The 12,536-nt window shown below is 55.2% G+C and carries 14 protein-coding genes; 9 read left to right on the top strand and 5 right to left on the bottom strand.

The features are described from left to right. Positions 1-8 precede the first annotated feature (8 nt). The gene (locus ACKGJP_RS28545) at positions 9-1,067 is read right to left on the bottom strand and encodes a CotH kinase family protein (RefSeq protein WP_409342166.1); all 1,059 of its coding nucleotides are present in this window, start codon (positions 1,065-1,067) and stop codon (positions 9-11) included. A gap of 80 nt (positions 1,068-1,147) precedes the next feature. On the opposite strand from ACKGJP_RS28545, the gene ACKGJP_RS28540 reads away from it, so the two are divergent. The 8 genes from ACKGJP_RS28540 (at position 1,148) to ACKGJP_RS28505 (ending at position 8,378) form a co-directional block, all read left to right on the top strand. Then, on the top strand, positions 1,148-1,648 hold the full coding sequence (locus tag ACKGJP_RS28540; protein ID WP_409342165.1) for a hypothetical protein: 501 nt from the start codon (positions 1,148-1,150) through the stop codon (positions 1,646-1,648). Positions 1,649-1,917: 269 nt separating this feature from the next. Beyond that, on the top strand, positions 1,918-2,259 hold the full coding sequence (locus tag ACKGJP_RS28535) for a thioredoxin family protein (RefSeq protein ID WP_409342164.1): 342 nt from the start codon (positions 1,918-1,920) through the stop codon (positions 2,257-2,259). 269 nt (positions 2,260-2,528) lie between these two features. Beyond that, positions 2,529-3,437 (top strand): COX15/CtaA family protein, encoded by a 909-nt coding sequence (locus ACKGJP_RS28530; RefSeq protein ID WP_409347278.1) that lies wholly within the window; start codon positions 2,529-2,531, stop codon positions 3,435-3,437. A gap of 132 nt (positions 3,438-3,569) precedes the next feature. Next, positions 3,570-5,336 carry a UbiD family decarboxylase gene (locus ACKGJP_RS28525; RefSeq protein WP_409342163.1) on the top strand — a complete coding sequence of 589 codons (1,767 nt, stop codon included), beginning with the start codon at positions 3,570-3,572 and terminating at the stop codon, positions 5,334-5,336. Further along, positions 5,296-6,333 carry a DMT family transporter gene (locus ACKGJP_RS28520; RefSeq protein WP_409342162.1) on the top strand — a complete coding sequence of 346 codons (1,038 nt, stop codon included), beginning with the start codon at positions 5,296-5,298 and terminating at the stop codon, positions 6,331-6,333. The genes ACKGJP_RS28525 and ACKGJP_RS28520 overlap by 41 nt, the downstream gene beginning before the upstream one ends. A 5-nt stretch (positions 6,334-6,338) precedes the next feature. Beyond that, positions 6,339-7,049: a Cthe_2314 family HEPN domain-containing protein gene (locus ACKGJP_RS28515; RefSeq protein WP_409342161.1), complete on the top strand. Its 711-nt coding sequence runs from the start codon at positions 6,339-6,341 to the stop codon at positions 7,047-7,049. A 30-nt stretch (positions 7,050-7,079) separates the two neighbouring features. Then, positions 7,080-7,862 (top strand): SDR family oxidoreductase, encoded by a 783-nt coding sequence (locus ACKGJP_RS28510; RefSeq protein WP_409342160.1) that lies wholly within the window; start codon positions 7,080-7,082, stop codon positions 7,860-7,862. 51 nt (positions 7,863-7,913) lie between these two features. Beyond that, on the top strand, positions 7,914-8,378 hold the full coding sequence (locus ACKGJP_RS28505) for a YdeI/OmpD-associated family protein (protein WP_409342159.1): 465 nt from the start codon (positions 7,914-7,916) through the stop codon (positions 8,376-8,378). Positions 8,379-8,399: 21 nt separating this feature from the next. On the opposite strand, the gene ACKGJP_RS28500 is transcribed toward ACKGJP_RS28505, so the two are convergent. Both ACKGJP_RS28500 and ACKGJP_RS28495 read right to left on the bottom strand, forming a co-directional pair. Continuing rightward, the gene (locus ACKGJP_RS28500; protein WP_409342158.1) at positions 8,400-9,653 is read right to left on the bottom strand and encodes an alpha-L-fucosidase; all 1,254 of its coding nucleotides are present in this window, start codon (positions 9,651-9,653) and stop codon (positions 8,400-8,402) included. Between the two features lie 187 nt (positions 9,654-9,840). Then, positions 9,841-10,086 carry a NifU family protein gene (locus ACKGJP_RS28495; RefSeq protein ID WP_409342157.1) on the bottom strand — a complete coding sequence of 82 codons (246 nt, stop codon included), beginning with the start codon at positions 10,084-10,086 and terminating at the stop codon, positions 9,841-9,843. 95 nt (positions 10,087-10,181) lie between these two features. Here ACKGJP_RS28495 and ACKGJP_RS28490 point away from each other — a divergent pair, with 95 nt between their 5' ends. Continuing rightward, on the top strand, positions 10,182-10,436 hold the full coding sequence (locus tag ACKGJP_RS28490) for a YuzB family protein (protein ID WP_409342156.1): 255 nt from the start codon (positions 10,182-10,184) through the stop codon (positions 10,434-10,436). Positions 10,437-10,441: 5 nt separating this feature from the next. Here ACKGJP_RS28490 and ACKGJP_RS28485 read toward each other — a convergent pair whose 3' ends face one another. After that, on the bottom strand, positions 10,442-11,506 hold the full coding sequence (locus ACKGJP_RS28485) for an NAD(P)/FAD-dependent oxidoreductase (protein WP_409342155.1): 1,065 nt from the start codon (positions 11,504-11,506) through the stop codon (positions 10,442-10,444). Positions 11,507-11,566: 60 nt separating this feature from the next. Further along, on the bottom strand, positions 11,567-12,463 hold the full coding sequence (locus ACKGJP_RS28480; RefSeq protein WP_409342154.1) for a M23 family metallopeptidase: 897 nt from the start codon (positions 12,461-12,463) through the stop codon (positions 11,567-11,569). Between the last annotated feature and the right edge of the window lie 73 nt (positions 12,464-12,536).

Genomic DNA, 12,536 nt, shown 5'->3' with positions numbered 1-12,536 from the left:
GTATACGGTTAAAGGGACTGGATGGCTTGCTTAAGAAAGGACCGGCGTTCCTTGATATACGTTTCTATGACTTCCGGCTCGTCTTCGAATACGGAATAAGACCAGTTCCGCATATTATCTTCACGGATGTAAGGTGCGATCGCATTGTGCATCCGGTAAACTTCCGGCATGATTTTGGAAGTCGTAAACGTCGATTGCAAGTTCTCCAGCAAAATTTGCTTATACCGTTCCCGGAACGGGCGGATGGAAAGCAATATCCGGGTCAGCTCGTTATAGCCGGTCGCTTTGACCATGTCGCTGGCCGTCTTCCGGCCGTAACAGTTGCGTCCCCACGTGCCTTCATAATCCCAGGGAAGCATCCTGTATTTCAGCTTGGTTTTGTGCTTGTATAACGCGTAGTTTTGTTCAAATCCGTCATAATTGCTGGTAAACACGGCGCCCGCCAGCCATTTCAAATAATTGTCGACGTCCAGGCGCAGCTTTAAATATTTAAACAGCTTCTGGCCGCGCAGCGTGTTGATGTTACGAATAAACTCCAGCAGCCGTTTACGTTCCGTCGTCGTACCGATGATATGCTCGTAGCCGTTAAACAGCGACGATTTGCGCCGGGACGAATCGTAGCCGTTCAGCCCGAAATTCGCATCATCGTTAACCGCGTAAACGAGCAGCGAGAAGGGGATGCCCCTGCGGTTAAAAAAGCGCCGGTTCACGCCTTCGATCTCGAGGTAGACGCCCAGGTCTTGTCCATTAAGATCCAGCCGAATATGCCTGACCACCGGACAGGTAAGCCCAATCCAGCGCAAATAGGTAAAGGACAGCGCGTTACGGATCATCGAAGGGTCGTCGAATTCCGAGTTGAGGTGGAGCGTTTTGTAGCCGTTGGTGATTTCATACGATTTTTTGTTGTATTTGCGCGTATGATTTCCCCGATACCGAATACGGATCGACTCGCGTCGGCCGGATCCGGTTATCATTGTGGCTTTCACGAAAACATCGCTCCATACGTCCTCCTGCAGCTTTTTCATCTGCGATTCGGAGATGACGACACGTCGGACAGGTAAGCTCATAGCGCGGCACCAGCCTCTGGAAATAGTCGTTGAAAAACCTATCAGTTGAGAAGAAACCGATAGGTTTTTCGCCTATTTGTTTGAAAAGACGCGTTAGCTGCGCCCGGAACGGCCGGAACGTCTCGAACGGCTGCGTCCTCCCGAACGACCCGAACGACCCGAACGCCCGCTGCCGGAACGGCCGGAACGTCCAGAACGGCCGGAACGTCCGGAATGTCCGGAATGCCCGGAACGTCCGCTGCCGGAACGCCCGCTGCCGGAACGCCCGCTGCCGGAACGTCCGCTGCCGGAACGCCCGCTGCCGGAACGCCCGCTGCCGGAACGTCCGCTGCCGGAACGTCCGCTACCGGAACGTCCGCTGCGGGAACGCCCGCTACGGGAACGACCGGAACGACCCGGACGCCCGCTACGGGAACGACCCGAACGACGGCTTCTCGAGCGACCCGAGCGATCGGACCTTCCGGATCTATCGGATTTTACATCCGATTTACTGCAATCCGATTTGTCCTCACGTCCCCAGTTATCACAGCAATCCCAGCAGCTTTCGTATACGAGGCCGTTGGACAAATCATCGATTCTAGGACTCGACATCGAAAAAATCCCCCCTTCATTTGATATGCTTCATTCTATGGCCGAGGGTAGAGCGCTGCTTGGTTAGTAGTTTAGCAACTCAAAAAAAGGCGGGAGATTAGAAGGGGAAAAGATAGAAAGGACGAAAGATGGTAGAGGGGAAGAAAGGCCGGATGCCGCCGATCTATAGGGGATACCGGCCGATCCGGTTATCGAATTGACTTTCGCAAGGCCGCATGCTATAAAGAGGGAAATCGTTTCGAAAGAAGGAGGCCCTGCCATGATTCAAGTGAAAACGGAGCAGGCTTTTCATGAGCATATCGCAAGCGACAAACCGACCCTCGCCATTTTTAAAGCGGATTGGTGCAAGGACTGTCATTTTATCGACCCGTTCATGCCTCAAGTAGAGCAAGATTATGCGGACAAGCTGACATTCATCCAAATCGACCGGGATGAGCTCCCGGATTTATGCGAGCAATTGAATATTCTGGGCATTCCAAGCTTTATCGCGTTCCGCGGGGGCAAAGAGCTCACGCGCTTTGTCAGCAAGCTGCGCAAAACGCGGGAAGAAATCGAGCAATTCCTCGACCGTTCCGTAGAGGTTGCCGGAGCAATCGGATAACCGGCGGCATACAGCCGCAAATGCCAAAAACGCGTCCTTTATGGGCGCGTTTTTGCACTTTTAGGGCTGCTCTGGCAGGCTTCCGGGTATTCAATGCATTGTCACATTTGCGAATGGATTTGCCCGACAAATATCGCTATAATGAGACATGATGCTGCCTGTATAACAACACGGTTACGAACCGGCATTTTAACTTCGAACCAGCAAAGAAGGTGCTTGGGTTGAACAACAAGTTTATACTGCGATTGTGCTTGGCGAACTCGGTAGGCATGTTTCTGGTGCTGCTGATGGGCGCGCTCGTTACGAAGACCGAATCAGGACGCGGCTGCGGGGACGATTGGCCCCTATGCAACGGCAAATTTGTGCCGGCTTACACCATCGATTCGATGATTGAATACAGCCACCGGTTTGTGACCGGGATCGTCGGCTTGATCGTGTTCGCGGCTTTCCTAGTCGTATTGCGGAGAAGCAAACGGCTCGATGCCAAAATTCACGCCTCCGGCGTACTTTTCTTTACGATTGTTCAGGCCGCGTTAGGGGCCATGGCGGTCATGTGGCCGCAATCCTCCGCGGTGCTGGCGCTGCATTTCGGCATTTCGCTGCTCGCGTTCGCCTTTACGGTCCTGCTGTATTTTGCGATCCGGGAAGAAAATAAACAGGATTCATCGGGCGCAGGCGCGAAGCGGCCTCAACCTTCCGGCTGGAATCCGGGTGCCGTCCAGGTGGCCAAGGGCTTCCGCAGGCTTGTGTGGTTGACGCTCGCTTATTGTTATGTAGTCGTGTACTTGGGTGCCTACATCCGGCATACGGAGTCGTCCGGCGGCTGCGTCGGCTGGCCGCTCTGCAACGGGGAAGTCGTGCCGGAACTTTCCGGCGCAACGGGCGTCGTTTTCATGCACCGCGTCGGCGCGCTGCTGCTGTTTATCGTCATCGCGTTTCTCGCTTACGCTTCGTCCAAATCGGACATGCCGAAACGGATCAAGCTTTCCGGGAAATGGGCGCTCTATCTGGTGGCTTTACAGGTGTTCAGCGGAGCGTTCGTCACGTTCGCCTTCGGTTCCGACTGGTACCTTCTGGCGAGCTTGCTGCATACGGTCATTATTTCATGTTTGTTCTCCATCTTATGTTATTTAAGCGTCATCGTCATTCCAGCGGGTTCAACGAAACGGACGGGTTAACCGTCCTTTCGCGGCGCCCGCTTGTCGACTTTTTGAGGTCTTTCCGAAAGTCAGCCAACGCTCGCGCATTCCTTAAGACATTCGTACAAGATTACCAACAAATCTCATGAAAAAAGGGAGAGTACCTGCTGCATGATTCATCGTAACCTTCGCGACTTTATCGGTGTGCTTCGCGCCGAAAAGCAGCTAGTGGAAATAACGGCCCCTGTGGATCCGAATCTGGAGCTGGCGGAAATTCACCGCCGGGTTATCGACGAAGAAGGCCCCGCGCTGTTGTTCACGAATGTGAAAGGGAGCTCCTTTCCGGTCGTCACGAATTTGTTCGGCACGAGCCGTCGGGTCGATCTCGCGTTCGGTCCTCGTCCGGAGCAGTTCATGCGGCGCATTTTGGCAGCGAAAGATACGCTCATTCCGCCGACGCCGAAGGCGCTTTGGAACGAACGCGATCTGCTGTTCGGCCTCGCGAAGGTCGGCACGAAAACGGTCTCCCCGGCGGAAGCCCCGGTCCTTCAAGTGTGCGACCGCGTATCGCCGATGTCGAAGCTGCCGGTGCTGACCAGCTGGCAGGAGGACGGCGGCCCGTTCGTTACGCTTCCGCTCGTTTATACGGAGCATCCCGAAGGCGGCGACCACAATCTCGGCATGTACCGCATGCAGGTGTACGACGGCAATACGACGGGCATGCACTGGCAGATACATAAAGGCGGAGGTTTCCACTATCACGAGGCCGAGAAACGGGGCGAAGCCCTTCCGGTGACGGTGTTTCTCGGCGGCCCGCCCGCTCTGATCGCCTCGGCGATCGCGCCGGCTCCCGAGCATCTTCCGGAGCTTCTGCTCACATCGCTCATTCTCGGCCAAAAGCTGCCGGTGACTGCGGACCCGCACGGCAAGCACAAGCTTGTAGCCGAAGCGGAATTCGCCATTTGCGGAACCGTTCCGCCGCATATTCGCAGACCGGAAGGACCGTTCGGCGACCATTACGGCTATTACTCCTTAACGCATGATTTCCCGGTGTTTAACGTTAGCCATGTTTGGCACCGCAAAGACGCCATCTACCCGGCGACGATCGTCGGCAAGCCGCGCCAGGAAGATTATTACATGGGCGAGTTTTTGCAGCGGCTCCTGTCGCCTGCTTTCCCGCTTGTCATGCCGGGCGTGAAAGAGCTGTGGACTTACGCGGAAACCGGATTCCATGCGCTTGCGGCGGCAATCGTAAGAGAAAGCTACAGCAGGGAAGCGCTCGGAACCGCGTTCCGTATTCTCGGGGAAGGGCAGCTTACGCTGACGAAATTTCTCATCCTCACCGATCAAGCCGTCGATCTGGAAAATTTCCCGACGCTGCTGGAAGCGGTTCTGGAACGCGCCGACCTGAGGCAGGATTTGTTTATATTCAGCAACACGTCTCACGATACGCTCGACTATACCGGACATAAGCTGAACCATGGCAGCAAAGCTTTGCTTCTTGGGGTAGGCGATCCCGTACGCAGCTTGCCGCGCGCTTACACGGGCGGAGAGCTTCCGGAAATCGACGACGTGCAGGTTTATTGCGGAGGCTGTCTCGTTATCGCAGGCGCGTCCTACGAAGAGGAGCCGGAGCTGGCGAAGCGAGTCGTGGAGCATTCCGCGGATCGCTTGCGCGAGTGGCCGCTCGTCGTGCTCGTCGACGACGCCGACGTCGCCCGCGGTCAAACGGCCTTCTTATGGACCGTTTTTACCCGCTTTAATCCGGCATCGGACATATACGCCGAGTCGCGCGTCAGCCGTCATCACGTCGGCTACGAACCGCCGCTAGTCATCGATGCGAGAATGAAGCCGGGCTATCCGGAGGAGCTGTTCCCGCGGGAAGACATCGTCAAGCTTGTCGATCAGCGCTGGATGGAATATTTCCCGCGGTCTTAAGCGGATGATCGACAACAAGCCGCAGTCCGCGCTGCCGCACCTGGCTCTCGTCGCTTCCTTCATGCTTTGGGGCATCAACATCATATCGATGAAAGTGGGCGGCCGAGAGTGGGAGCCCCTGGTATTCAACGGTTTGCGGTATGCAAGCATATTACCCGTTCTTTGGGGTTACGCTTTGTATTACCGGTATAGCGCCAATCGCAGCCGGCCGGCAGGAGAGGCTGTTTCCTACCGGATGGAACGCCGCGACTTATGGCTGGTTATCGGATTAGGCGTCCTGTCGGCCGTAGGCTTGGAAGCGATGTTCTCGTACGCTTTGCAGTATTCCAACGCGGCCAACGGCGCCGTGCTGGGGCGGGGTTTTATGCCGGTCATTACCGTGCTCTTCGCCCTCTGGCTGCGCGAAATACGCCTGACTCCGCGGCTGCTCGTCGGATTGCCGCTTGCCATCTGCTGCGTGGCGATCGTTGTCGCAGGCGGAAGCGAAGGTCTTCATTTTACCGCGGAAACGCTGCGTGGCGACGTTCTTCTTTTGCTGCGCAGCATCCTTGGCGCCCTATATTTGATCGGCATGAACCGGCTGGTCAAAAAATACCCGCTGCCGCTGCTGGTGGCTATCGAAATGACCGCCGGAGCCGCTGCGCTGCTGCCTGCCGTGCTTATCCAGGTAGATGCGAATATGCTGACTTCGATGTCCGCAAGCGGCTGGATCAGCTTGGCCTATACGGCCTTGTTCGGTACCGTGCTCGGCTTCTACGCGCATAATTGGAGTCTCGGCAAGCTGGGGCCGGTGAAAGCGTCCGTTTACGGCTTTTTGCTGCCCGTCATGGCTGCGATCGCCGGCTACGTGCTGCTTAACGAGTCGCTTTCGGCCTATCAGCTTATCGGGGGAACGGGAGTCTTGGCGGCTATGTATATCGTGCAGAGGGACAGATACCAGAAACGGGCAGGAGATCCGATCAGCCGTTCAGCAGCCGAACACCAACATAAGGGGTGACGTTCATGCTCAGAGCCATGTTTGGCCAGGAGAAAAGGATCGACGAGGGATTGCTGCTCGATACGATGAAAGCGATACAAGCCTACCGGGCCTTTATCCTTAAGCAGCAGGAACAGAGCCGCATGCGCAGACCTTACTCGCTGAATAAGCTTGAGCTCCAAATCCATGGCTTCGAGCGTGCGCTTGACGAGCTGGAGCAGAGCAAGTATGCTTGCGAACGATCAGCCGCCGCTATCCATAAACGGCACCTCGAAGAGATGGATGACGAAGAGTGGGAGCAATACCGCAGACACGTATACTTCTACAAAAACGGGTTTATTCGCGTGTTTTCCATTTTGGACAAACTCGGCTTTATTTTGAATCAGGTGCTTGAGCTCAAAACCGAGCGGGTCAAATCGCGGTACTCCTACTTTACGGTTTTGCGGCAAATGCATGAGAGAAAGACGCTGCCGGAGCTGGAAATGAAACTGTTCGAGCTGAAAACCAAAAATCAGGATGCGCTGGGCAGACTTCGTTCGCAGCGGAACATGGAAATCCATTCGCTCAACGCGGAAATGGCGGACGACGTCAAAAATGCCGAGAGCGGCGATGACGACGGGCTTACGCCCGTTGAAAACTTGAAAGCCAACATGAACGATTTGGCCGCAAGCTACGAGATGGTATGCCGGACGCTTTTGCTTGCCTTTACACATTTGAAAAGCAAGAAAATTTGTTAACCGACCTGTCGGTCGTTCTGGGGGGTTGGCATGGAACGAAAGGTTGCGCTCATTACGGGAAGCGCCAAGGGCCTTGGCAAAATGACGGCGCTTACGCTCGCCGATCAAGGCTGCGATATCGTCGTGAACTACGTACATAGCCGCGATGAAGCGGAGGAGCTGCAGCAAGCCATTGAGCGGAAAGGTGCGCGGTGCATAGCCGTCAAAGGGGACGTTACGCGTTCGGCGGAAATGCGCAGCTTAGTGGAGGAAGCGGAGAACCGTCTCGGCGGCATCGACATTTTAATTAATAATGCAGGGCCTTTTATACGGGAACGCCGCTTGTTTGCCGACTATACGCCGGAAGAGATCGATTATTTAATGCGCGGAAATTTGCTGGGCGTTATCGAGCTGGATCATTTGGTGCTGCCGTTAATGCGCCGCAAGCGCTGGGGCCGAGTGATCCATTTCGGCTTCGGACATGCCGCGGAAGCGAGAGCTTGGCCGCATCGCGCGGTTTATGCCGCAGCCAAGGTCGGTCTCGTATCGTTTACCAAGACGCTGGCCGTAGAGGAAGCGGGCAACGGCGTGACCGTGAATATGATTTGTCCGGGCGATATTCGCGGTGCCAACAAAGAGAAGCATATCCAGGACGTCGAGCATGTGATCGACGAGGAGTCGCCGCGCGGCCGTCCGGGGACGGGCGAAGATATCGCCCGCGTCATTGCGTTTCTTTGCTTGCCGCAATCCGATTTCATCACCGGTAACATTATGGATATATCGGGCGGGCTCGATCCGATCCGGCCCATACCAAGCACGAACAAAAAAAGCTGAGCGCCGGAATGGCGGCTCGCTTTTTTTGAATAACCGGAGGAGGACGACAGGGTGAGCAGACAGCGCTTCGAAGTAAAGCTGTTTCAGGATGAAGACTCTAGCGGGATCGGACTGGCGGTGCCGTTCGACGTGAGAGCGGCGTTCGGAACGTCAGGACAGATAAAGGTTCGGGGAACGATCAACGGCCATCCGTTCCGCAGCTCGATTCACCCCTATGGAGGCATTCACTATATGGGGATCAATAAAGCCATGCGCGAAACGATGGGTGTTTCGGCGGGCGATGTCGTAGCCGTAGAAATGGAGCGTGACGACGAGCCGCGTAAAGTCGAGCTCCCGGAAGAGCTTCGCCATGCGCTGAGCCTCAACGAAGCCGCCAAGGATGCTTATGAGCGTCTTTCTTATACGAACCAGAAGGAGTACGCCGTTTGGGTCGCCTCCGCCAAAAAGCAAGAAACCCGCGACAACCGCATCCGGAAAGCGCTGGAGCGGCTTGCCGCAGGGTTAAAGGTTCGTTAATCCGCTATATGCCGTTGCCTTCTACTCCCCGACATGATGCGCGGTAATGCTGCGGAGAGCCGGTTCTCCGTCGTGCTCCGTCGCTTCGACGATGATCCCTTTCACCTTGACGGCGGGGATGCGAACGATCGCTTTATGACCGACGTTGCGTCCTTCGAATACCGTGAACGGACGCCAAGATTTGGCGGTGACGATCGTCACGGTATAGCGACGGATGCTTTCACCGTCCGTTAAATCCTCTTCGATGACGAGATGATCGATCAAGTGCGGCGTTGCCGCTTCGTACACCCATTTGGCACCATCCTGCTTAAATTGCTCTGCAGTTGCGACTGGGTTGGCGAAACGGCTCCTGATTTCCTCGCCGAAGGCGAGCAGCCGCTCCGCGTCGAGCTGAGGGAGCCTTCCCTCGCGGTCCGGACCGATATTCAGCAGCAGATTGGCCCCGCGTCCGACCGAATGATAATAAAGCCCCATTAACTCCTCGACGCTTTTCACCGAATACTCGTCGCTATCGCTGTAGAACCAGTTTTTGCGCAGCTGTACGTCGCATTCCGCCGGCAGCCACAGCCGCTCTCCCAACTTATCCACATTCTCCGTCATGATGGAGAATGCCGTGGAGTCGACCACGTTCCAGCAAGGGACAGGCGCGATGCCGTCTTCATTGCCGACCCAGCGGAAATCCGGATCTCCCATGTTGAAGATGAGGATGTTCGGCTGCATGCGGCGAATTTCGCGGGTGATGCGCTTCCAATCATATTCGTGGCCTTCGGAGCCGCAGCCGTCGAACCATAATATATCGATATCGCCGTAATTCGTCAGCAGCTCGGTGATCTGATTGACGAAATAATCGTCATAGGCCTTCTCGTCCTGCGCGTAGAAGTCGGCGGAGCCATCGTAAGGGGAATAGTAGAGCCCGGGCTTAACGTCGTACTTGCGGCAGGCATCGACGAATTCCTTGACGACGTCGCCTTTTCCGTTCTTCCAAGGCGTTTGGGCCACCGTGAAGCTGGAATACCGGGTCGGCCAGTTGGAAAATCCGTCGTGATGCTTGGCGGTCAGCACGGCATACTCCATGCCGGCTTCCTTGGCTGTCCGGATCCATTGCTCGCAGTCCAGGTTAAACGGGTTAAAGGCGGATGTAGACATCGGCCGCTTGTCGAAATCGACATAGCCTTCATAGAAGGTACGCAGGCCAAAGTGCAGGAACAGTCCGAATTCCCAGTCCTGATAGGCTAGCTGTCTTGCTGTAGGCTTCAGGCGCAATTGTGTGTTCACCGTAACACTCCTTCGGTATGTAAGAATCGCTCATCCGTTCACTTATCAGGTTATATGATAAGTTACTCCTCCATCATAGCTGATGTTCGATCCACCCGACAATACCCATTTTTAGCTCGGTAACCGCAGCAAAACGCAAAAAAACTCCCCTATCGGCAGCTGGCTGCGATAGGGGAGTCGGGTCGATTTAGAATACTTGCATGACCTCTTGCACGCCTTCTACTTCTTCAAGCAGCGCGCGCTCGATACCGGCTTTCAGCGTAATTGTGGAGCTCGGGCAGCTGCCGCAAGCACCCATCAGCTTCAGCTTGACGATACCGTCTTCTACGTCGACGAGCTCCACGTCACCGCCGTCGCGCTGCAGGAACGGACGCAATTTATCTAAAACCTCGAGAACTTCATCATACATCGTGCTTTGTGTTTGTTCACTCATTTGTTTCATCTCCCTTCTTCCTTTATTATAGTACATAACGGGCAAAAATAAAATGGTCGTCATCTATCGGTTATCCAAAAGCAAAGGTGGACTTCATGAGACCTATTATCGAATTTTGCGTGAACAATATGCATCACGGCACCGGAGACGTCATGAAAAAGCTGGAGGAAAATCCGGACTACGACGTCATCGAATACGGCTGCCTGGGCAACTGCGGCGAATGCTCCTTGTTCCCTTATGCGCTAGTCAACGGAGAAATCGTGGCGGCGCCGACCGCAGACGAGCTATATGAGCAAATTATGGTCAAAATTAAAGAGATCGAAGCCATGTTCGATCTCTTGGGGGAATAGACGTATCAGCCGAAATGATGCTTCGACATCCAGAGAACGCCGCTTTTAATGGCCCGCGGCACTTTGCCGGTCATGACGGTAGACTTGCCCATGAGGCCGAACCCGCATTTTTTGCCGAGCGATCCGAGAACCCCCTTCAGCTTGATTTGTCCGAGCTTGGGGGTTTCTCCTTTCCAGTAGGCCTTCAGCACTTCCGCAACCTGCTTGCCTTGGCCTTCGGCCGCTTGCGCGCTTGGCGAAAACGGAAGGCTGGCGCAGTCGCCGACGACAAATACGCCGGAATGCCCCGGGATTTGATGATAGGCGTCAATCACGACGCGCCCCTGCGAATCCTTCTCCACATTCAGCTTTTGCACGATCGGGCTTGGCTGTATGCCGGCCGTCCAGACGACTACGTCCGACAACACCTCGTCCTCTCGGTTGTAGATCACGCCATCCTCCAGACGCGTAATGCCCGCGTTAGTCAGCATCTCGATATCGTGCTCCTGGAACCAATCTCTAACGAAACGCTGCGCTTTGCCCGGAAATGCGGATAGAACGCTCGGACCGCGGTCCATCGTACGGATGTTCAGGTCCGGACGGCTTTCCCGCAGCTCCGCTGCGATTTCAACGCCGCTCAGGCCGCCACCGATAATGGAAACTTGGCCGTATGGAGCGACGTCGTTGATGCGCTGATACGTGATGCGGGTGGAGGAGAGCGTTTGAATGCTGTTGGAATAAGCTTCGGCTCCCGGGATGCTGTGGTATTTGTCGACACAGCCGAGTGCAATAATCAGCCAATCGTATCCCAGCGACTCTCCATTTGCGAATACGACTTCTTTTTGCTCCAGATTCGCTTCGGTAACTTCCCCGTACTTCAGCGTGATGCGCGGATCGACGGGAAAAGAAACGCGGACCGCGAGATCCGAAACGGTGCCTGCCGCAAGGGCGTAATATTCAGTTTTGAGGCCTTGATACGGCATCCTGTCCACCAGCGTGATCGAAATGTCGTCCGGGGTATCCTTTTCTAGAAGTGAATGCGCGATGGTAAGACCCCCGTACCCACCGCCGAGAATGACAAGCTTTTTCATGATTGGCGCGAAACCCTCTCTGTGCGAAATTTACAGTCATTTATCCTTCTGGCCGGCCGGTCATTTCGGTTTCCAGCGGAAGGGAACCGTGTCGAAAAATAAATTCGGATTGACCGGATTGTTCCCGACCCAGAACGTAAAATGCAAGTGAGGTCCCGTTGAGAAGCCGGTTGAGCCGACTTCCCCGATGACGTCGCCCGCTTTTACCTCGTCGCCCGCCTTCACGAGCAGCTTGGATAAATGCGCGTATTGTGAAAATAAATTCATGCCGTGATCGATATAAATCGAATTCCCGGTTAAGTAAAGCTCTTCGGACAGCACGACCTTGCCGGCGTTCGTCGCTTTGACGGGCGTGCCTGTCGGGGCTGCCAAATCGAGCGCGGCGTGCGTGCCGCTAAACGTTCCGTTCACGTAACGGGTGTAGCCGTACGGTGTGGTCAAACGGCCTGCTACAGGCAGAATAAACGGTTCCTTGTAGAGGAAGTCGGGCTCGGACTTGCTTCGGGCTAAATCGATCTTCGCTTGATCTTTGGCGATCCGCTGCGTATCCTGACGCATCTGCTCCTGCTCTTTCGTTACCGTAAGCCGGTCGACATCGAACGTTTTGGCTTTGATTTGCAGCTTTTTGCCGGCGATCGTATAGGTTCCAGGCTTGGCATCGATCGCTACGGGCAACATCGCGTAAAAGCCGTTCGCATAAGGCTGAAGGGGATACGTTTTATTTTGCCAAACGATATCGCCCTGCGACTTGGAACGGACGAGCACGGCATCGCCCGGATACGTCGTATCGGGAAGAAGGGCGACATCTTCCTTGAGTACGGCGTCCGCCTGCTCTTGAAACAATGCGGCTTCCTCTTTCGCGACCGCTTCACGCTGCACCGCATCCAGCCGGGCTTGCTCGTCGGCGGCTGCGGTCAGCGATCCCCAAACCAGGAACAATGCAAGTATCCAGTCCACGCCTCTTGACCTCGCTGGTAATTAGAGTTGTTATGGGGCTTCCCGCAAAGCGGCGGAAACGGGTTTCTAAACT

This window comes from Paenibacillus litoralis (assembly GCF_046244365.1).
GTDB lineage: Bacteria > Bacillota > Bacilli > Paenibacillales > NBRC-103111 > Paenibacillus_V.
This window is presented reverse-complemented; position numbering and strand designations above follow the sequence as displayed.

Coding starts and splice junctions, on each gene's coding strand:
- ACKGJP_RS28535 (WP_409342164.1), top strand. CDS start 1,918: ATGATTCAAGTGAAAACGGAGCAGGCTTTTCATGAGCATATCGCAAGC.
- ACKGJP_RS28525 (WP_409342163.1), top strand. CDS start 3,570: ATGATTCATCGTAACCTTCGCGACTTTATCGGTGTGCTTCGCGCCGAA.
- ACKGJP_RS28545 (WP_409342166.1), bottom strand. CDS start 1,067: ATGAGCTTACCTGTCCGACGTGTCGTCATCTCCGAATCGCAGATGAAA.
- ACKGJP_RS28490 (WP_409342156.1), top strand. CDS start 10,182: ATGAGACCTATTATCGAATTTTGCGTGAACAATATGCATCACGGCACC.
- ACKGJP_RS28485 (WP_409342155.1), bottom strand. CDS start 11,506: ATGAAAAAGCTTGTCATTCTCGGCGGTGGGTACGGGGGTCTTACCATC.
- ACKGJP_RS28510 (WP_409342160.1), top strand. CDS start 7,080: ATGGAACGAAAGGTTGCGCTCATTACGGGAAGCGCCAAGGGCCTTGGC.
- ACKGJP_RS28515 (WP_409342161.1), top strand. CDS start 6,339: ATGCTCAGAGCCATGTTTGGCCAGGAGAAAAGGATCGACGAGGGATTG.
- ACKGJP_RS28495 (WP_409342157.1), bottom strand. CDS start 10,086: ATGAGTGAACAAACACAAAGCACGATGTATGATGAAGTTCTCGAGGTT.
- ACKGJP_RS28530 (WP_409347278.1), top strand. CDS start 2,529: ATGTTTCTGGTGCTGCTGATGGGCGCGCTCGTTACGAAGACCGAATCA.